This is a genomic window from Flagellimonas marinaquae (assembly GCF_023716465.1).
GTDB lineage: Bacteria > Bacteroidota > Bacteroidia > Flavobacteriales > Flavobacteriaceae > Flagellimonas > Flagellimonas alginolytica.
This window is the reverse complement of the sequence record NZ_CP092415.1, coordinates 2,172,133-2,192,736: the sequence shown is the minus strand read 5'-3', so window position 1 is coordinate 2,192,736 and position 20,604 is coordinate 2,172,133. Positions and strand designations below refer to the sequence as shown.

At 41.8% G+C, this 20,604-nt stretch carries 24 protein-coding genes; 15 read left to right on the top strand and 9 right to left on the bottom strand.

All coding sequences use genetic code 11. The annotated features are described in order from the left end of the window. Positions 1-55: 55 nt before the first annotated feature. On the bottom strand, positions 56-910 hold the full coding sequence (locus MJO53_RS09860; RefSeq protein WP_252078966.1) for a helix-turn-helix transcriptional regulator: 855 nt from the start codon (positions 908-910) through the stop codon (positions 56-58). 310 nt (positions 911-1,220) lie between these two features. On the opposite strand from MJO53_RS09860, the gene MJO53_RS09855 reads away from it, so the two are divergent. From MJO53_RS09855 to MJO53_RS09785, 15 genes are all read left to right on the top strand, one after another. Next, positions 1,221-1,730 (top strand): c-type cytochrome, encoded by a 510-nt coding sequence (locus tag MJO53_RS09855; RefSeq protein WP_252078965.1) that lies wholly within the window; start codon positions 1,221-1,223, stop codon positions 1,728-1,730. Positions 1,731-1,736: 6 nt separating this feature from the next. Further along, complete coding sequence (locus tag MJO53_RS09850; RefSeq protein ID WP_252078964.1) at positions 1,737-2,318, top strand: fasciclin domain-containing protein; 582 nt, start codon at positions 1,737-1,739, stop codon at positions 2,316-2,318. Positions 2,319-2,350: 32 nt separating this feature from the next. Beyond that, positions 2,351-4,303 (top strand): Sec-dependent nitrous-oxide reductase, encoded by a 1,953-nt coding sequence (gene nosZ / locus MJO53_RS09845; RefSeq protein WP_252078963.1) that lies wholly within the window; start codon positions 2,351-2,353, stop codon positions 4,301-4,303. 122 nt (positions 4,304-4,425) lie between these two features. Further along, complete coding sequence (locus MJO53_RS09840; protein ID WP_252078962.1) at positions 4,426-5,037, top strand: hypothetical protein; 612 nt, start codon at positions 4,426-4,428, stop codon at positions 5,035-5,037. Positions 5,038-5,047: 10 nt separating this feature from the next. Further along, the gene (locus MJO53_RS09835) at positions 5,048-5,482 is read left to right on the top strand and encodes a nitrous oxide reductase accessory protein NosL (RefSeq protein ID WP_252078961.1); all 435 of its coding nucleotides are present in this window, start codon (positions 5,048-5,050) and stop codon (positions 5,480-5,482) included. 23 nt (positions 5,483-5,505) lie between these two features. Then, positions 5,506-5,799, top strand: coding sequence for a cupin domain-containing protein (locus tag MJO53_RS09830; protein WP_252078960.1), 294 nt, complete (start codon positions 5,506-5,508; stop codon positions 5,797-5,799). A 118-nt stretch (positions 5,800-5,917) separates the two neighbouring features. Continuing rightward, positions 5,918-7,105, top strand: a complete 1,188-nt coding sequence (locus MJO53_RS09825) for a nitrous oxide reductase family maturation protein NosD (RefSeq protein WP_252081238.1) — start codon at positions 5,918-5,920, stop codon at positions 7,103-7,105. Then, complete coding sequence (locus tag MJO53_RS09820; protein ID WP_252078959.1) at positions 7,102-7,815, top strand: ABC transporter ATP-binding protein; 714 nt, start codon at positions 7,102-7,104, stop codon at positions 7,813-7,815. The genes MJO53_RS09825 and MJO53_RS09820 overlap by 4 nt, the downstream gene beginning before the upstream one ends. Continuing rightward, a complete protein-coding gene (locus MJO53_RS09815) occupies positions 7,808-8,590 on the top strand; it encodes an ABC transporter permease (RefSeq protein WP_252078958.1) in 783 nt (260 codons plus the stop codon). Before MJO53_RS09820 ends, MJO53_RS09815 begins: the two co-directional genes overlap by 8 nt. Positions 8,591-8,611: 21 nt before the next feature. After that, the gene (locus MJO53_RS09810) at positions 8,612-9,817 is read left to right on the top strand and encodes a hypothetical protein (protein ID WP_252078957.1); all 1,206 of its coding nucleotides are present in this window, start codon (positions 8,612-8,614) and stop codon (positions 9,815-9,817) included. Positions 9,818-9,905: 88 nt separating this feature from the next. Continuing rightward, entirely contained in the window at positions 9,906-10,340 is a 435-nt protein-coding gene (locus tag MJO53_RS09805; protein WP_224835488.1) for an RrF2 family transcriptional regulator, read from the top strand. Between the two features lie 51 nt (positions 10,341-10,391). Continuing rightward, the gene (gene ric, locus MJO53_RS09800; protein ID WP_252078956.1) at positions 10,392-11,123 is read left to right on the top strand and encodes an iron-sulfur cluster repair di-iron protein; all 732 of its coding nucleotides are present in this window, start codon (positions 10,392-10,394) and stop codon (positions 11,121-11,123) included. Then, entirely contained in the window at positions 11,124-11,585 is a 462-nt protein-coding gene (locus tag MJO53_RS09795; RefSeq protein WP_252078955.1) for a hemerythrin domain-containing protein, read from the top strand. Then, the gene (locus MJO53_RS09790) at positions 11,539-11,889 is read left to right on the top strand and encodes a hypothetical protein (protein WP_252078954.1); all 351 of its coding nucleotides are present in this window, start codon (positions 11,539-11,541) and stop codon (positions 11,887-11,889) included. Before MJO53_RS09795 ends, MJO53_RS09790 begins: the two co-directional genes overlap by 47 nt. 24 nt (positions 11,890-11,913) lie before the next feature. Further along, entirely contained in the window at positions 11,914-12,294 is a 381-nt protein-coding gene (locus tag MJO53_RS09785; protein ID WP_252078953.1) for a group III truncated hemoglobin, read from the top strand. Positions 12,295-12,481: 187 nt separating this feature from the next. On the opposite strand, the gene MJO53_RS09780 is transcribed toward MJO53_RS09785, so the two are convergent. From MJO53_RS09780 to MJO53_RS09745, 8 genes are all read right to left on the bottom strand, one after another. Next, positions 12,482-13,765, bottom strand: a complete 1,284-nt coding sequence (locus tag MJO53_RS09780; RefSeq protein ID WP_252078952.1) for an Nramp family divalent metal transporter — start codon at positions 13,763-13,765, stop codon at positions 12,482-12,484. 38 nt (positions 13,766-13,803) lie between these two features. Beyond that, complete coding sequence (locus MJO53_RS09775) at positions 13,804-14,808, bottom strand: sugar kinase (protein ID WP_252078951.1); 1,005 nt, start codon at positions 14,806-14,808, stop codon at positions 13,804-13,806. A gap of 27 nt (positions 14,809-14,835) precedes the next feature. Next, positions 14,836-15,504, bottom strand: coding sequence for a bifunctional 4-hydroxy-2-oxoglutarate aldolase/2-dehydro-3-deoxy-phosphogluconate aldolase (locus tag MJO53_RS09770; protein WP_252078950.1), 669 nt, complete (start codon positions 15,502-15,504; stop codon positions 14,836-14,838). 21 nt (positions 15,505-15,525) lie between these two features. Beyond that, a complete protein-coding gene (locus tag MJO53_RS09765) occupies positions 15,526-16,572 on the bottom strand; it encodes a sugar kinase (protein ID WP_252078949.1) in 1,047 nt (348 codons plus the stop codon). A 27-nt stretch (positions 16,573-16,599) separates the two neighbouring features. Continuing rightward, positions 16,600-17,349, bottom strand: a complete 750-nt coding sequence (locus tag MJO53_RS09760) for an SDR family NAD(P)-dependent oxidoreductase (RefSeq protein WP_252078948.1) — start codon at positions 17,347-17,349, stop codon at positions 16,600-16,602. Between the two features lie 24 nt (positions 17,350-17,373). Further along, the gene (locus MJO53_RS09755; protein ID WP_252078947.1) at positions 17,374-18,138 is read right to left on the bottom strand and encodes an SDR family NAD(P)-dependent oxidoreductase; all 765 of its coding nucleotides are present in this window, start codon (positions 18,136-18,138) and stop codon (positions 17,374-17,376) included. Positions 18,139-18,175: 37 nt separating this feature from the next. Continuing rightward, complete coding sequence (locus MJO53_RS09750) at positions 18,176-19,486, bottom strand: MFS transporter (RefSeq protein WP_252078946.1); 1,311 nt, start codon at positions 19,484-19,486, stop codon at positions 18,176-18,178. A gap of 233 nt (positions 19,487-19,719) precedes the next feature. Beyond that, positions 19,720-20,427: a FadR/GntR family transcriptional regulator gene (locus MJO53_RS09745; protein ID WP_252078945.1), complete on the bottom strand. Its 708-nt coding sequence runs from the start codon at positions 20,425-20,427 to the stop codon at positions 19,720-19,722. Positions 20,428-20,604: the final 177 nt, after the last annotated feature.

The following is a 20,604-nucleotide window of genomic DNA, read 5'->3' as shown; positions in this document are numbered from 1 at the left end:
GGACCTCCTATCCTTTATTTATTCCAAAAGGAGTATAATTTGTTGCAAATGGAGTTTACTTGATCTGACTAGGGCGGTAACCGAACTTTTTCTCAAAGGCATTGGAAAAAGAACTTAAGCTATCGTATCCAACATGCCATGCCGCCTCCTGCACAGTGGCCTCATGGTTACTGATCAACTTATGGGCAGTTTTTAGACGCTCGTTTTGCAGATACTTAAAAACCGGCACACCAAAAAGTTCTTTAAAATTCTTTTTAAGGTTGTAACTGTTCAGGCCAATTTGTCGTGAAATCTCGGAAAGTGATGGCGGGCTGTCCAAATTGTTGATTAAAATTTCTTTGGCCCTATACAGTTTTTCACGTTCCGTGGTATTTATCTTTTCGGTTTGCAGACTGGCCAGTTGCCCAAAAAAATGAGACAACAAAACCGTCATTTGGCTCCTAAAAAACATCATTTTGGTTTTTCCATGGTACTTCATATCGAAAACGGATTTCACAATACGATCCATCTCCGGCGTCATAAAAAAGCGAGGGCCTTCCACATAATGATCGGATGGATTCACGAGTTCGTTTAAAAGCGAAGTAAAGATTTCCCCTTCTTCATTGGGCAAATTCTCAAGGTTGCGCAAAGCGGTCGCAATTAAAATACACTTTAATGGTCTTTGTGCGGAAACCGTATGCTCAAATTCAACATTGGAATCAGCATAAAAGGATAATGCAAGCCCTTTGGTATGGCTGTATGTCTTGGTTCTCTCCCCATACTTTACATTAAGATCTACATTTCCGGAGCCATAAAAAGCGACCGAGACCACTGGCTCATCAAAGTGGCAAGTGTCCACAATCAATGTATCACTCGTTGCCTCTTCGACCAAAATGGTAAAATCGTTGATGTCTATAAAATCTCGAGTCATTCGGGTGAAAAATCCCTTAAAGATAAGCAACCTGCTCCAATCTTTTCGACACCTGATCACCCTATTATGGATTTCTATTTTTGGTTCCAAAAATCAATTGATATGGATTACCTATTTCATCTAAAAAAAACCATACAAATCTCATTTTATGATAATTAGCAATCTAAATTAAAACACACCCATACATCCTAAACATTAATTAATAATTAATAAAAGATTAAAGGACATTAATATCCTTTTTATGATTAAAATCATGTTTTGAATTGAATTGCCTATTTACTTTTGAGACAAAATTTTAAAAAACCTATACATGAATAATTTACTGAAAGGAATGGCCCTATTCTTTGCCCTAGCGGTTGTTGGCTGTGGCGGCAAGGAAAAAGAACAAAAAGAAGAAGGATTTAGCGTCCAGAGAAAAAAAACAACTACGGAGCAACCAGTTGAAACTACCACCAACACCGTAAAAGCTTCCGAAAGGGTAGATATGAGCACCAAGGGCGTTGGTCCTGTAACTTCCGTGGAGTTACCTGCAGATATTGACCAAGCGATGGCTACCAAAGGAAAGGAAGTTTATGACCAAATGTGCCTGGCATGCCACAGGATCGGCAAAAAATTCATTGGTCCGGCACCCAACGGAATATTGGAAAGAAGAACCCCGGAATGGGTAATGAACATGATCTTGAACCCTCAGGAAATGGTCCAGAAAGACCCATTGGCCCGTGACCTTTTACAAGAATTCAACGGTTCTCCTATGTCCAACCAAGGATTAACGGAAGAACAGGCAAGGGCCATCCTAGAGTACTTTAGAACTTTAAATTAAAGCTATATGAAATCAACCATTAAACTCACTGCACTGGGATTTTCTTTACTACTGGCACTCAGTATGGGATGTAAGGAAAAGTCCCAAAATACTACGACGGCAGCAGAGCCAGAAGAATCCACGACTGTTGTGGAAAGTAACAAGGGACAAGCTTTTATCGAAGATGATGGATCAACGCCCAATGTACTTCAAATTGCAATAGGCTCGGAAGACCACACCACTTTAGTGGCCGCGGTACAGGCCGCAAGTTTGGAAAATGCATTGGTAAATGCAGGACCTTTAATGGTATTTGCTCCAACCAATGCCGCCTTCGATGCATTGCCCGAAGGTACCGTAGAAGATTTACTAAAACCTGAAAACAAAGATGCACTGGCCAATATTTTGAAGTATCACGTTACCCCTGGCAACTACTCCAAGGATTTTCTAAAAAAGTTTAAAAAACTTGGGCAGGCGAACAATCAAAATGTAGCTGTGGAGGTAAAAGGGGATGATGTTTTTATCGGTGGCGCTAAAATAATTGGTAGCGTACCGGCAGGAAACGGAATTGTCCATGTGGTGGACAAAGTAATCCTGCCTCCAAGTCAATAGCTCAATAAATCCAAAAAATAAACCCTAACACAATGAAAATATATCGTTATTTAACCATCACCCTTGGATCGGCGCTTATGTTGATCTCATGTGGTCAGCAAAATCAGAGTTCCAATGGCGCCCTCTCATCGAGCGCTGCCGAAAAAGTATATGTTGCTCCTGGCGAGCAGGACGAGTACTATGCCTTCCTCTCCGGCGGATATAGTGGAAATCTTACCGTTTACGGGTTGCCTTCGGGCAGGATGTTCAAGGAGATTCCAGTATTCTCCCAATTTCCCACCTCCGGGTATGGATACTCGGAAGAGACGAAGCCCATGCTAAATACATCTCATGGGTTTGTTCCTTGGGACGATGCCCACCACCCAGATATCTCCCAGACCAATGGCGAATTGGACGGTCGCTGGATATTTATCAATGGCAACAACACCCCACGTATAGCCCGTATCAGTCTAAGCACTTTTGAAACGGAGGAAATTATTGAAGTGCCCAACAGTGCAGGGAACCACAGTTCTTCCTTTATCACAGAAAATACCGAGTACGTTGTTGCCGGTACACGTTTTGCAGTTCCCGTACCCCAGCGCGACATGCCCATAAATGAATATAAAGGAAACTTTAAAGGTGCCCTGACGTTTATCAGTGTTGCTCCAGAAACCGGCGAGATGGACATTAAATTCCAACTATTGATGCCTGGTTTCAATTATGATCTTTCTCATCCGGGTAGAGGTAAATCCCATGGATGGTTCTTCTTTACCACTTACAACACAGAAGAGGCCAACTCCCTTTTAGAGGTGAATGCCTCCCAAAACGACAAAGATTTTATTGCAGCCATTAACTGGAAGAAAATTGAAGAATATGTAAACAATGGCGGCGGCACCAAAATACCGGCCAATTATGCACATAACGTGTACGAGGAGGAGACACATACCGGGACCACTACCATGAAAAAAGAAGTGCTTACCGTAGATCCTACCAAAGTTCCAGGAGCCGTTTACTTTTTGCCAACACCAAAATCGCCTCATGGATGCGATGTTGACCCAACCGGTGAGTATATAATTGGAAATGGGAAACTATCCGCAGATTTAACCGTTCATTCATTCGACAAAATGCTGGCCGCAATCGAGGGTGAAAAATTCGACGGCGAAGCCTATGGTATCCCAATCCTTAAATTCGAGGATATTATGGCCGGACAAGTAAAGAGCGGAGGCCTTGGCCCATTGCATACCGAATTCGATGGCAAAGGCAACGCCTATACCACCTTCTTTATTTCTTCCGAGGTGGTAAAATGGAAGCTGGGAACTTGGGAAGTAATAGATAGAAAACCTACTTACTACTCTGTAGGGCACCTTATGATTCCTGGAGGCAACTCCAGAAAACCCTTTGGCAAATATGTAGTGGCCATGAACAAGATCACCAAAGATCGCTACTTGCCCACCGGCCCAGAAATGGAACACTCAGCACAGTTGTACGATATTTCCGGGGACAAAATGGAATTGATCTACGATTTTCCAACACACGGAGAACCCCATTACGCAGCAGGGTGCCCAGCTGAACTTTTGGCCCCCAAGTCCAAAAAAATATATCGCTTGGACGAGAACAAGCACCCTTATGCGGTAACCACGGCAGACGGCTCAAAAGTTGTACGTGACGGCAATGAGGTACATGTTTACATGTCCATGATCCGTAGCCACTTTACACCGGACAATATAGAGGGTATCAAAGTAGGTGACAAAGTATATTTCCACATTACCAATCATGAGCAGGATTTCGATGTACCGCACGGATTTACCATCTTGGGTCAAAATACCTCAGAGTTACTGATCATGCCCGGCCAGACCAAAACATCGGTCTGGGAACCCAAGCAGGTCGGTGTATGGCCGTTCTATTGTACAGATTTCTGTTCTGCATTGCACCAAGAAATGCAAGGGTATGTTAGGGTTTCCCCTGCCAATTCCAATATAGAGTTAAAATGGTCTCTTGGTGAATAATTCGGATTGACCCACCAACGATCAAAGCGGGCCGTGTCCTAGACCTGCCCGCTTTTTTACAAATTGAACATCAACCACCTCCAAAAAGCCACAATCAGTTTGTAACCTATAAATCTTATAAAATGAAAAAGGCAAGTATTTTAATGATCCTTGGCCCATTGTTCTTATTGGGGCTGTACATCTTCCCTTTATGGAACATTATGTTGGGAGCTCCACAATATCCAGACCCACTTGGATTGAACATCCATATTAGTGGACTACGAGGTGTCAACGAATTCGACATCCAGAATATAGATGGTCTCAACCATTATATAGGTATGCACACATTGCCCAAGCCTGAGGATATGTGGGAGTTCGGCACATTCCCTATGATCATAGGGTTTATGGTCGCCTTTGGAGTTCTAATCGGTATTCTTGGCTATCTCCAAAAAGTAAGCTACCAATGGTTTTTTGGCTGGTTTATTTTGATGTCCATCCTCGGAATATTGGGCATGTACGATTTTAACGAATGGTTGGTCGATTACGGCACCAACTTAGATCCTAATGCCATTATGAAGTTGACCAACCCTGATGGAACCCCAATGACCTATAAGCCCCCATTGTTGGGACATGTAAAAATGTTGAATTTTGATGTAACCTCTTTGCCATCTACCGGTGCCTGGCTCATGTTCGTAGGAATGATGCTAACCCTAACAGCAGGCTATCTAGGTTGGAAAAGCACTAAAACACAATAAAACCTTGAGTATGAAACCTTCTATTTCCATATTTTTAGTACTACTCGGCTGTATGTACGGTTGTTCCATCGGACCTAAACCAATTGATTATGGCCATGTGGGCTGCCACTATTGTAGCATGACAATCGTGGACAAGCAACATGCTGCACAAATGGTAACCAAAAAAGGAAAGGTGTACAATTTTGATGCCGTGGAATGTATGATGAACCAATTAAAGGAGTTCGATGAAAATGAAGTCGCCCTATTCCTGGCCAATGATTTTGATCGACCCGGGGAACTTACAGATGCCACCAAAGCTACATATTTGATCAGCAAAAATATTCCCAGCCCCATGGGTGCATTTTTAAGTGCATTTTCCGAAGAACAAGCGGCCAAGAACACCTTGGACGCCAATGGTGGGGAACTACTTAACTGGAACGAATTAAAAAAACAATACCAAGACTAACCAAAAATCACAAACCAATGTATATGATCGATATAGACAATACCATTGCCCAGCAACCATTCAACGACCTTCAAATAGAGCAATTGGTCAAGAACAATACCTTGGAAATATTGAGCATCAGCTTGGCTAAAAATGCGATGTTCCCAAAGCACGTTTCCCCCAAGGATGCCCATTTGATAGTTTTGGAAGGCAACATAAATTTTCACATACAAAATCAAACCGTTAACTTAAAAGAGCAACAACATTTTAGTTTTTCCAAAGAAGTGGAACATTGGGTTCTTGCCAAGGAAGATGCCAAATTTTTGATTATCAGATAAAACCGGGTACCCATTCAAGAAATTAAAATCAAAATTCTTTGATCTGAAAGACACCATGGCACTCAACAATCCACATCGCACCAATTTAATATGGATCATCCTGCTCGTTTTTGGACAAATGGTCTGGGCAAAAAGCTGGACGATCTGCCCTACCTGTGAGCATAACTCCATTAAAAAAACCATTCAAATGGCCAGTGCCCAAGACACCTTATTGGTTCAAAAAGGGACTTACAAGGAGTTCGATATATTGGTGGACAAGCCTTTGGTCATCAAAGGGATCGATTACCCTGTGGTGGACGGCGAAAAGAAAGGTGAAATTTTTAGGATAACCTCCGACAATGTAACCTTGGATGGACTGTTCATCATCAATGTTGGTGTTAGTTATACCAAGGACAATGCCGCCATACGGGTGGTCCAGAGCAAGAATTTCTTACTCCAACATTTGGTTTTGGAGGAATTGTTTTTTGGTATCTATCTGGAAAAGTCTTCCCATGGCAAAGTGTACCACAACCGCATTATCGGTGAAGCCGTGGACGAGTATAATTCCGGGAACGGGATTCAACTTTGGTATTCCACCGATGTGGAAGTACTAAAAAACCATGTACAAGGCACCCGGGACGGTATCTATCTGGAATTCTCCGATCACATTACCATTACCAACAATGTTAGCATGGACAACCTTCGCTACGGTTTGCATTTTATGTTTTCCGACAACGATATTTACGCAAACAATACTTTCGAAAACAACGGTGCAGGAGTGGCAGTGATGTTTTCCAAATTTATTACCATGAGGAACAATACGTTCCGAAAAAATTGGGGCACCGCGGCCTATGGTATGCTTTTAAAGGAAATCAATGATGCAGAAATCAGTGGAAACACCTTTGAGGAAAATACCATCGGCATAAATATAGAGGGGTCCAATCGCATTGACTATACCAACAATGATTTTATTGGCAATGGATGGGCCATTCGGGTAATCGGCGCCTGTTACACTAATAGTTTCAAGAGTAACAACTTCCTTTACAACTCCTTTGATATTTCTTATAACAGTAAATTGAACGACAATGTGTTCGAAGGAAATTTTTGGAGTGGCTACACCGGATATGACCTGGACAAAGATGGTATAGGCGACGTTCCTTACCGACCTGTAAAATTATTCTCCTATGTAGTAAACCGAACTCCGGAGACCATTGTTCTTTTGCGAAGCCTTTTTATGGATATTATTGACTTTTCGGAAAGAGTATCTCCGGTATTTACTCCGGACAACCTAAAAGATCCACAACCACTAATGCACAAACGACCATGACCATTGCTATAAAAAACCTACATAAAAAATTCGGAAAAAATACAGTTCTAAAAGGAGTTGATGTCTCTGTGGACGAAGGGCGCATCTATGCTATTTTAGGTCCCAATGGTTCAGGAAAAACCACATTGATCAAAAGTATACTGGGCATGGTAATCCCCGATAAGGGCAGTATTAAGGTACTGGACAAAACCATTAAAAAAGATTGGAAATACCGCAAAAAAATAGACTACCTCCCCCAAATTGCCAATTTTCCGCCCAACATTAGGGTAAAGGAATTGATCGGCATGATCAAGGACCTAAGAAACAGTCCAAGCAGTGAGCAAGCCTTGATCGAACAATTTGGCCTGGAAGCTTTTATGGACAAAAAACTTTCAACACTTTCCGGGGGAACCAAACAAAAAGTAAACCTTGTTCTGACCTTTATGTTCGATAGTCCCCTTATTATTTTGGATGAACCAACAACAGGATTGGAACCCAAAGCCCTTATCAGTCTAAAAAAAATTATAAAAAAGGAAAAAGAACAGGGCAAAACCATTTTGATCACATCGCATATTATGCAATTTGTTGAAGAAATTGCCGATGAGATTTTGTACCTGCTAGAGGGGGAAATCTATTTTAAAGGTAGTATCGACACATTGATGGAACAGACCCGCCAAAACACGTTTGAACATGCCATTGCGGCCCTAACAACTTCGGACAGCCATGCTTAAAATTTTAAAATATAGTTTTTACGATCTTATCCGTAGCCGTTGGAGCTATGTTTATTTTCTTTTTTACCTTTCACTCGGATTTGTTTTGCTGTTCCTTAACAACGATGTATCCAAAGCAGTGATCACATTAATGAATGTTATTATTGTTCTCATCCCGTTAATAGGTACCATTTTTGGAGTAATGTACTATTACAATTCACGCGAATTTACCGAACTCTTATTGGCACAGCCCATAAAACGGAGTTCCATATTTATGGGACAATATTTTGGTGTGGCCGGTTCTTTGACCCTCAGTTTGGTATTGGGACTGGGCATCCCCTTCTTATTGTACGGGTTGTTACGGAGCAATGCCATATTCGACTTCACCCTTTTATTGGTTACGGGAGCATTTTTAACCTTTATATTTGTGGGCTTGTCCTTTGTGATTGCCATAAGCAACGAAAACAAGATAAAAGGATTTGGGTATGCCGTGTTGCTATGGCTCTTTTTGGCCGTAGTCTACGATGGCCTGTTTCTTATGTCCCTTATTATGTTTGAAGAATATCCTTTGGATAACTTTTCGTTAGTGGCCACAGCACTCAACCCCATAGATCTTTCACGAATTTTGATTCTCCTAAAATTGGACATTTCTGCGCTTTTGGGATACACCGGTGCCATTTTTAAAAGCTTTTTCGGTACAAATATCGGGTTCTTGGTCTCTATGGCCATACTTCTCGTTTGGACCATTCTGCCCATTTTGGGAATACGGTACAAAACCAAAAGAAAGGATTTTTAACACGGACCACAATAGCAATGCATGAAGGCAAACAAATATAACCGCCATATACAAATAGCAATTTTATATTTTGGGATTGCCGCCTTGTTGGGCTTATTGCTCCGCTCCTACGCCGTTTTTCCGTTCGGGTTCAATTATAAGTATATGGTACATGGGCACTCGCACATTGCTCTTTTAGGTTGGGTCTATGTTGCATTGACCACAATGCTCCACTACCTTTTTGTAGACCGAAAAGTTTTCTCAAAAAAAAAGTACCAATGTTTATTTTGGGGCACCCAAGGCACACTCATTGGTATGCTGCTGACTTTTCCATTTCAAGGGTACGCCGTTCCCTCCATAGTTTTTTCCACCCTCTTTTTGGTTTTGTCCTATATCTACACCTATCATTTTTGGAAAAACATTGACCCTGTCCATACAAGAAGAAAAAGCTTGAGAATAGTAAAAGCTGCATTGATCTATATGATAATTTCCAGTATAGGGCCATGGGCCCTAGGTGCCATAATGAGCACTGTAGGTCCTGAATCGGTCTGGTACCGGTTGTCCATCTATTTCTATCTACATTTTCAATATAACGGCTGGATGGTTCTTGCGATACTGGGAATGTTTATGTACCTATTGGAACGATTGGACCTGGAATTGCACCAAAAAACCTTCTCCATTTTCTTCATCAGTATCAACCTAAGCATAGTGTTGAGCTTTCTGTTGTCCGCACTTTGGACCAATGCATCCATTTGGCTCAATATTTTGGCGGGATTGGGGGCCATGTTACAATGGTTCGCTTTTGTCCACTTCTGGAGTATGATCAAAAGCACTGTCTTCAAACTAAAATTAACAGGAAAACAAAAGCTACTGCTCAAGACGGTAGTGATTTTGTTAACGATAAAAATCACATTGCAAATTATATCCGCCCTGCCCTATTTTGCCCAATTGATCGCAACTTATCTGGACCTGACCATTGGTTACTTGCACCTAACATTTTTAGGGGTAATAAGTTTAGGAATTTTATTTCTAAGCGATTATTTCAAATTAATCAGGTTGTCCAACTTATCCATGGGAATGTACCTTGTTGGTTTTATGCTTACTGAACTGCTGATTTTTTATAAAGGGCTTGCTGCCTGGATCAAATGGCCGGTTTTTAGAGAATATACAACAGTATTGTTCAGTGGCTCAACACTCATTCTTTTTGCACTGGCAATACTGAGCTATCAAAATTACCGTAAAGTTTGAGTTATGGATTACACGTGAAATTATATATAAAAGACTTTTTTGTCCTAAATATTTTTAATACTATCTTTGTACAATAAAATTATCCATGATGTTTTCAAAAGCTTGTGAGTATGGTATTCGAGCAGCAGTGTATATTGCTTTGCAGTCTTTGGAAGGAAGACGGGTAAGCGTTGCAGAAATTGCAGATGAAATAGACTCACCAGTAGCCTTTACCGCAAAAACATTGCAACTGCTCACACGTAATAACATCGTAAAATCCATAAAGGGTCCCAATGGGGGGTTTGAAATAGAAAGGGAAGACATGGACTCTGTTAAACTCAGCATGATCGTAAAAGCCATAGACGGAGACCAAATATATGTAGGCTGTGGCCTTGGGCTTAAGAAATGTAATGCAGACCAGCCCTGCCCCTTGCACGACAAATTTGTTGATATTAGAAGCAACCTCAGAAAAATGCTTACAAGCACCAGTTTATATGAACTTGCAACCGGCCTGGAAGTTGGATTGACATATTTAAAACGCTAAAAAAATTTATTCAAAAAAAGGATAAAATTGTCCTTTATAAAAATAATCGATATGACCCGAACAAAAGAAAAAACCATCGGACAAATGGTAGTGGACAACTACAGAACCGCAGAAATATTCAAGGCCCACAAAATCGACTTTTGTTGCAACGGCAACAGGACCCTAGCCGAAGCTGCCTCAAAAAAAGGATTACAACTAGAAGTAATTTTGGAAGAGCTCGCTGCGGTTTCGGAAGCAAACCAAACCGACCAACCCAACTTTAAAACCTGGCCCTTAGATCTTTTAATTGATTACATAGAAAAAAAGCACCATCGATATGTGGAAAAACAAATACCGGTTCTAAAACAGTATCTGTCCAAACTTTGCAAGGTTCATGGTGAACGACACCCCGAGCTGTTCCAGATTTCCGAACATTTCAATGTTTCCGCCGGAGAGTTGGCCATGCACATGAAGAAAGAAGAACTTGTTCTTTTTCCCTACATAAAAAAAATGGTGAACGGGCCAGAGGCCGATGCCCATTTGGAAGCTCCCCGCTTTGGTTCGGTACGCAATCCCATTGCTGGCATGATGCAAGAACACGATAACGAAGGGGAAAGGTTTAGAAAAATCGCTAAGTTGAGCGAGGACTATACCCCGCCCTCGGATGCATGCAATACCTATCGCGTAGCATTCGCATTATTACAAGAATTTGAGGACGATCTACATCGTCACATCCATTTGGAAAACAATATTCTTTTTCCAAAAGCAGAGTTGCTCGAAGCCCACTTACTCAACCATAATTAAATGGGATTTAAACCAATAAAACGACACAAAGCCCTACAGGGAGTGAGCCGTGAGCATCATCATGGGTTGCTCTTATCCTGGAAGATCAGAACAGGGCTGTCGAAAAATATTGCACCAGAAAGAATCAAAAAATATATGGATTGGTTCTATCAAAACCATTTGGCCCCTCATTTCCATATGGAAGAAACATACCTCTTCCCCATTATTGGAAATGGACATCCTTGGGTACAAAAAGCACTTAGCGACCATGATATATTAAAAAATTGGTTCACCTCTTCAAAATTGGACGTGAACACATTGGAACAAATCGAAAAAAAACTTGAGGAACATATTAGGTTCGAAGAACGGCAACTTTTCAATCACATACAAGAGGTTGCCGACTCTGCCCAACTGGACCTGATCAATAAACAACATAATGGCGAAAAATTTAACGACAATACCCATGACCAGTTCTGGCTCTAAATTCAAGACAAAAAATCCAAGGAATCTATACCAACAGATGTATCTGGAGTTTAAAAAGAAACAACTTGGATATTCTACCATAGCAATTATCGGACAAAGTTGCCTGGGTTCTGGTGCAGCGATGATTTTATTAATGGGAGAAACGACTATGCTGCTAAAAATGATCATACTCTTCTTTGTGACCATATTCTGCATGGCTTTCAATGGAGCCGTTTTGGCACAATTAAAAGCAAAGGCTACCTTTAATTTATTGATCCTAAGTGTTGTTTTTAGCACTTTGGTGATACTCGCCCACTTATTTTAATCAAACACCAAGTATAAATTTGCCATGACTGAAAGAAAAGAGATCACAACTATAGAAGAAATTAAACTACTGGTAGACCTTTTTTATGACAAAGTACGCAGGGACCCTTTACTTGCCGATATTTTTAATAGAGCAATAAAAGATAATTGGCCATTACACTTGGAAAAAATGTATCGGTTTTGGCAAACCGTTTTACTGCAGGAGCACACCTATCACGGCAGTCCCTTTGCCCCACATGCACAACTGCCGGTCAAAGCCGAGCATTTTGATCGTTGGAAACAATTGTTTTTTGAGACCATCGATGATAATTTTTCAGGCGAGAAAGCACAAGAAGCCAAATTCAGAGCTACTAAAATGGCGGAAATGTTCCAATTGAAGATTGCCTACATACAGCAGAACTACTAATTCTTGATACTTCAATCTTGTCGAAGACACCAAAACCCCAAAAATGGATATGTGTAAGCCATTTGGTATTCTGAAAAAATAAGTCCCGTAAATTTACATCTGTAGGGCTTTCCTTTTATCTAAAAGTACATAGAATACAATTAATCTATTTCACCCCACATCAACTCTTCTTATATCCGTCTTTAACTTAAGCGTTGAAGTATTCCAATAAAGCTATAACGCCATTGAACGAAATAACACAAGCAAAAATAAAAGCTGCACCAATAAGAGTATTTAGCAACCAATGAGGCTTATAGCCATTCATTAAAGAAGCTTTGTTCAATAAAATAAGAATAGCAATAACAACCAAAGGCAATACAAAAACATTGAATACTTGGGATAAAATCTGAACTTCTATAGCATCCGCTCCTATTGCGGGGCCTATCAAGGCAAATAAACAGGCAAACGCGGTAATGATCTTAAACTGATTGGATGTAGTATCCAGTTCGCCCGATTGATAATCGGCCAACAAAATAGGTGCAATCAACAAACAAGGGAATATAGACGAAAGCCCCGCACTTAAGGTTCCAAAAAAGAAGAGGGTAAGGGCAAATTTTCCTGCCACAGGCTCTAAAGTACCCACCATATCCAAAACTGTAACCACCGGTTTTCCATCGTGGAACAATGCTCCACAGGCTACAGCCATAATCGCCCCACTGATCATAAAAACCAAAAATGCAGCTATAATAGCATCTTTTTTCTGCTGTCCTTCATTTTCCTTTAAGTTCCACCCTTTGCCCCTAACAAATAAAGGTCTTGATAAAAAGGTGGCAGACGCCATGGTAGTTCCCACAAATGCCGCAACCATCATTTTACCACCTTTTACATTAGGAATACTTGGTACCAATCCTTCTAAAACCTCCGTAGGTAATGGATGAACGAAAAACAGGGAAAACAAGAACGAAAACCCCATAATTGTGACGAATATGACCAGTATTTTTTCAAAGAAAGTGTACTTTCCTTGCAATAAAAGCGCATACATAATCACAATAATAAGCGCTGCGATAATAAAAGGCACATTTATACCAGCTTCTTCTATACTTGGAAAATAAATTGCTGAAATTTCAAAAAAGATACTTGATGAAATTCCCAATATTCCCATTAGGGAGTTCCATTGACCAAAAGAAATACCTACAAGCACCAAAATGGCGACCAATTTACCCCATTTCAAGTGTTTCCTAAAAGCATAGAGGCCCGTTTCTCCGGTAACCAAAGCAAATTGTCCATAAGCATAGATCAACGCCCCAGAAAACAAACAGCTCAGCACCAAAACCCATAAAAGCTGCATTCCATAGGTACTACCTGCAACGGTCATCGATGTAACACTACCGGTTCCAATCGTGTATCCAATGGCAAAAATACCTGGTCCAAAAGCAAGTATTATACCTAGTAGTTTTTTAAAAATAGAAGTTTTGGCAGCTGTATTTTTCATGGTATGGATTTAGCTTTAAATATCGGGATTTGATGGCTTTACCTTTTTATGGCTCCAGAAGTGTTACCATCCATTAAGCTGGTAACATTTTCCAACGACACCATGTTTACATCTCCGGGAACTGTGTGTTTTAATGCACATGCCGCAGTGGCAAAATCCAGTGCTTTGATATCTTCATCATAATGGAGCAGGCCGTAAATAAGACCCGATGCAAATGCATCGCCTGTTCCAACACGATCTATCACATGGGTTATGTTCAAGGTCCTTGTTTTGGTATAGGTTTCCCCGTTCCATACCTTACCCTGTATTTGTTGGTGTGATGCACTGATAGACTTCCTTGTCTTTCCCACAACCTTTTCTATATTTGGAAAGGCATCCATGAGGTCTTTGGCAGCAAAACGAAACTTGCCCTCGGGATCACCTAGACCAAACATTTCTTGGATACCATGACTACTGGTGATTACAATGTCACAATGTTTTACCAATTCTGGCATTACCTCTTGCATAGTCTTGCCATACTTCCACATATTATCTCGGGAATTAATATCGCCAGAAACCTTAATGCCCAATTTATTGGCGGTTTTAATTGCCTCAAGACAACATTTGGCGGCTCCATCGGAAATAGCAGGTGTAATACCTGTCCAATGAAACCAATCCGCATCTTTAAGCACTTCTTCCCAATCCACCATTTTCGGTTCGATCAATGAAAATGCGGAACCTTGTCTTTCATAAATTACCTCACTAGATCGGTGTACTGCTCCTTTTTCAAGAAAATACTTACCTATCATTTCATCTCCATAGATCACGTGCTCCGTGCTCAACCAATGTTGCCGTAGAAATTGCGTTGCGGCTTTTCCAAGGGCATTATCGGGAAATCGCGTAACATGAGAGGCTTTCATGCCAAGATAGGCACAGGAAATAGCTACATTGGCCTCACCTCCGCCATACACTAGCTCCAATGATGTTGCCTGTGCAAATTTTGAATATCCTGGCGGAGATAAGCGCATCATTACTTCTCCGAAGGTGACTAGTTTTTTGGACATACTTTTAGGAAAATCCGTTTAGGGCTATCAGTTTCTTATTTTGATAATGGTAGCCAAAGTTTCCCTGACCAAATGTTCAAGACCTTCAAAATCTTTATTGGCCAAAATATCCTTGCTGATCAGTTTGGATCCCATGCCCACGCAGGTAACACCCGCATCGAACCATCCTTTTAAATTGGACTCCTCGGTGCTCACACCACCGGTGGGCATGATGCTCGTCCAGGGCTGGGGGCCCTTGATTGCCTTCACGAACCCGGGGCCGTAGGTAGAACCAGGAAAAAGCTTGATGACTTCGCAGCCAAGCTCTTCCGCACGGTTGATCTCCGTCAAAGATCCGCAGCCAGGGGACCAAAGTATTTTTCTGCGGTTGCAGGCCAGCGCTATGTCTTCCCTTAAGGAAGGGGTCACTATAAAATTGGCCCCCATCTGCATGTACAGCGATGCTGCTGCTGCATCCGTTATGGAACCGACTCCCATGATCATACCGGGCAGTTCTTTGATCGTATACTTGTTCAGCTCGGAGAACACTTCATAGGCATAATCGCCCCGGGCGGTGAACTCCATCAATCTTGCCCCGCCATCGTAACAGGCCTTGAGCACCTTTTTGCCCAACGCTATATCGGGGTGGTAAAAAAGAGGGACCATTCCTGTATCCCTCATTGCGTTCACTACATCAATTCTTGAAAATTGTGCCATTTTTATGTGCTTTGTGATTTTTTATCTGGCCACCCTTCCGGAGGCATCGCCACTCATCAATTTTTCTACTTCGGCCACTGTTGCCAAGTTGGCATCTCCCTTTATGGTATGCTTTAGGCAGGATGCAGCTACGGCAAAATCCAGTGCGTTCTGGTCGTCCTCAGGGTACTTGAGCAGTCCGTAGATCAATCCGCCCATAAAGGAGTCCCCTCCTCCGACACGGTCCACTATGTGGGTGATCTGGTATTCGGGGGACTTGTACATGGTCTTCCCATCATAAAGTACTCCTGCCCATGTGTTGTGCGATGCCGATAGGGAGCCCCTTAGTGTGGTGATCACCTTCTTGGCCCGTGGGAAACGTTTCATCATCTGCTCACAGACCGATAGGAAGGCCTCGGCCTTTACGTGCTCTCCCTGGGTGGTGATGTCCAGCCCTTCGGGCTTGATCCCGAAATGCTTCTCCGCATCTTCCTCGTTCCCAAGGACGATGTCACAGTAGGAGGTGAGCTCCGACATGATCTCCTCACGTTTGGCATCATCACAGTATTTCCAGAGTTTGGCGCGGTAGTTAAGGTCCGTGGATATGGTAACTCCCATATCACTGGCCACCTTTACAGCCTCCAGACAGGCATTGGCCGCGCCTTGGGAAATCGCAGGGGTGATCCCTGTCCAATGGAACCATTCCACACCCTCAAAGACAGCTTTCCAATCTACCATGCCCTGCTCGATCTCGGCCATGGCCGAATGTGCTCGGTCGTAGACCACCTTACTGCCACGGGTAACGGCACCGGTCTCCAAAAAATAGATACCCAGACGATCGCCTCCAAATATGACCTTGTCCGTACCAACACCGCGCTTGCGCATTTCCATAAGGGCACACTCCCCTATGTCGTTCTTGGGCAAACGCGTCACAAAATCGACCGGAACTCCATAATTGGCCAGGGAAACCGCTACGTTAGACTCTCCGCCGCCATAGACCACATCAAATGAGTTTGTTTGTGAAAACCTTAAAAATCCCGGAGGGGCCAAACGAAGCATGATCTCCCCGAACGTTACTACTTTTTTCATTTTTATGTATTACTTATCGTTTAAGGCTTAGCTAAAGGCCAAACCTCCATTAATATCAATATTATTTCCATTTACAAAAGATGACTCGTTCGATGCCAAATAAGCTACCAAATCCGCCACTTCCTCTGCACTACCTTCCCTGCGCAAGGGGGTACTCGCAGCAACTTTGGCCCTTACCTCATCCTTGGTAAAATCATCATGGAACTTGGTTCCGATCAATCCAGGACATATTGCATTTGTTCGTATGCCTTTTGGTCCCAATTCTTTTGCCATTGCTTTGGTAAATGTACTCACGGCTCCTTTGGAGGATGCGTATAGTGTTGATCCTGCGCCGCCGCCATCTCGAGCTGCTTGTGAAGAAAGGTTGATTATTGAGGCGCCCTCTTCCATTAAAGGCTCGAAAGCTTGTGTTACGAACACGGTCGACTTAAAGTTAACTCCCATGACCAAATCATAAAAATCCTCATCAAATTCTTCAAGAGATCGTCTTTCGAAAAGACCGCCTGCATTGTTGACCAAAATATCTACTTTATCACCAAAAGCCTCCACAGTTTTCTCTTTTAAATGAATAATTTCATTCATTTTGGAAACATCGGCTTTTACCGCAATTGCTTCTTGTCCCAACGATTGGATCTCGGCCACTGTTTCGTTGGCTCCTTTTTCCGAACTATGGTAATTCACCACCACTTTAGCTCCTTGTTTGGCCAGTTTAATCGAAATGGCACGACCAATGTCTCTTGATCCTCCTGTTACTACCGCTACTTTACCTTTTAGCATACTTTGTTTTGTTTTTTTTGAATTTTAGATTCCCAATCCTTGACCACCACCTACTTGAATGGTTTCTGCAGTTAAGAAGGCGGCATCTTCACTCACTAAAAATGAAACTACCGATGCAACGTCTTCGGGCTGCCCCAATCGTCCTAAAAGAATATTGTTCTTCCAAGATGCGAACACTTCTGGTTTAGTGGATTTGATTTGTGTATGAAAAGGGGTATCTATGGTACCTGGTGATACTGCGTTTACTCTAATTCCATATTCAGCAAGGTCTTTTGCCAATGCTCTTGTTATGGCGTGTACACCTGCCTTTGATGTTCCATAAATACCAGCTCCTGGACCACCTGCGTTCCAACCTGCGATTGAAGTATAATTTATAATTGTTGGACTATCTCCTTTTTTAAGATAAGGTATAGCGGCTCTTGAAGCGAAAAATGTAGAGTCCAAATTCAAAGCCATAACGAATCTGTAGAATTCTGTGGTCATTTCTTCGAATCTCGACCTTCCTCCAAGACCTCCTGCATTGTTGATCAGCGCATCGATTTTTCCATATTTATCCCCGATTTTTTGGATATTGGTGTTTACGGCTTCCTCATCCGTCACATCAAACCCATAATACTCGGCGGTTATGCCCTCTGCTTCCAGTTCTTTGACCCTATTGGCTCCGGCTTCATCCTCGATACCGTTCAAAATAACCGTAAAACCATCTTTTCCAAGTCTTTTGGCCACTGCGAACCCAATACCTCCGGTTGCGCCGGTAATCAATGCTATTTTCTCTTTAGAATTACTCATTACTAAGTTATTATAGTTATTATGTTTTTAAATTTTCTTATTGAATTTTTGCCTTCAACGGTTCAATTTTTCCACAGAGCACCCATACACTTATCAAGGCAAGAATTGCCAATACTGCTCCAATAATGAAAGCAGGTGTATAATTTCCTCCCTTGGTTAGGATCGGCACCAAATAGGTCAATCCTACAGCAGCCAATTTTGCCGCCATTCCAGAAAAACCGGACAAGGTTCCTACTGTTTTACCACTAAAGAAATCACTAGGCAGTGTTTGTACATTACCAATGGCAGTTTGGAAACCAAAAAGTATAATTGCCATAATGATAACTGCCATTACCGGTGCTCCCGGATTGGCCATGGCCAACAAAGAGGGCAACATGATCAAACATCCTATGGTTATTACCGTTTTTCGTGTTTTGTTTACGGTCCATCCTTTTTTCAGGAAACTTTGCGCCAATAATCCCCCGAACCATGCACCCAACATTGCACCTACATAGGGCACCCATCCGTAAATACCGATAGCTTTTACATCCATTCCATATACTTCAAAAAGGTAAATTGGAATCCAGAAAACAAATAGCCACCAAATCGGGTCAATGGCAGCGGAAGCTACAATTACCCCCCAACTTTGCTTTCGTGACAAAAGTTCTTTGGTATCCGGATTATAGGCTTCTTGTTCAACTAAGTTCCCCTCTTTGTCCTGTTCTTGGTGTTTTTGCCCATCGAGGATATATTTTTTTTCCTCATCAGTTATCCAAGAATGGTACTTTGGAGGTGCCTTAACAATAATCATCCATGGAATTAGCCACAACAATCCTGTTAATCCCACTAAAACAAAGATGGATTGCCAACTAAAATAGATTGTCAAATATGCTATTACCGGAATTGCGATAATTCCACCAACTGCGGCCCCGGAATTAAAAAGCCCTTGCGCAAATGCTCTTTCCTTTGTTGGAAACCATTCCGCGTTTCCCTTGGCCGCGCCAGGCCAGTTACCTGCTTCGGCCACACCGAGAATTGAACGAAAAACAGCGAAGCTCAAAAACCCTTTTGAAATTGCATGTAGGGCAGTGGCAATGGACCAAACCCCAATGGACAGGGCAAACCCCAATCGGGTACCTATCCAGTCGAATATTTTACCAAAAATGGCTTGTCCGAATGCATAGCTGAACACAAAGATTATTGAAATCCATGAATAGATTTCCTTGCGCTCATCTCCTGATTTATCGGGATATAGCTCCTCGGCAATTTGCGGCCACAATACTGTAATCGACTGTCTATCAATATAATTTATGACCGTTGCAAGTGCGATCAAAGCAATTACCCACCACCTTAAGCCTTTAATTTTCATTCTTTTGTATTTATTGGTTACGGGAGCGAGGGCACATAGAACCATCTTTGAAAACCTTTTGAAGTTTCCATTTGGTGTACTTTGAGCTCTGGGCGATCAGGATAATAATGCCCCTGTTTGCAATTGAAGTGCATATTTGACACCCAAAGTGTTCTTTGTTCTATTTTAATTCCCTCCCATTGATCGACCAAAGACAAAATCGTGCACTTTTTATCCTTGACGCTACATTATATTCAGTCTGATGTATTGTAACAATATTGATATAAAACCTTGAAATGTATCTTCATTTTTTCTCTTGCCCTCTGCGGATCTTGATCTTTTATTGCTTCAAAAATATCTTCGTGCTCCTTGATCGCCATCTTTGATTGATTTTTATCGCAGACATGGTACTTCTCAAAATTGGTAATGATTTCAGGTGTAATTATCAACATGAACGTATTCATTGTACTGTTCTTACTGGCCTTGGCTATGGCCAAATGAAAAAGCAAATCCTCTTCGACGGCATCCTGACCATTCATGACCTTCTCTTTATAGGCATCCAAGGTCTCCCGCATGTTGATCAAGTCTTTTTCCGTTCTTCTTAACGACGCCAATTTTACCGTCTTCAATTCCAACAAAATTCGGGTTTCCACCAATGATTTAAAGCTTGGTTCTTCCAGCTTTAGGATATCATCTATCATACCCTTCATGGCCACCCTACCTATATCGGCGATAAAGGTTCCACTTTGCGGTCTTGATTTTAAAATGCCATAAAATTCAAGTCTTTGGATAGCTTCCCTTATATTGCTGCGGCTTACACCAAATTTCTCCGAAAGCATTCTCTCCGAAGGGAGCTTATCTCCTGGTTCCAAGTTTTTATACTCGATATAGTCCCTTAAACCTGCAATTATTGCTTGTTGCACATCTGTATTTTCACCTTTGGTGAGCACTTCTAACTTCATGCCTTCGATTTAAAAATTGGTTAACCAGATTGGTTTGTTAAATTTATGAAAAAAAGTCCAATCAGCATAGCTTTTTCATGCATCTCAACAATGTGAAAATTAATGTTTAGAACAAAAGTCCACTGGCCAATCCCATGGCCAGTAAACTTTCTAAAAATAACTAAACCAACTAACTCA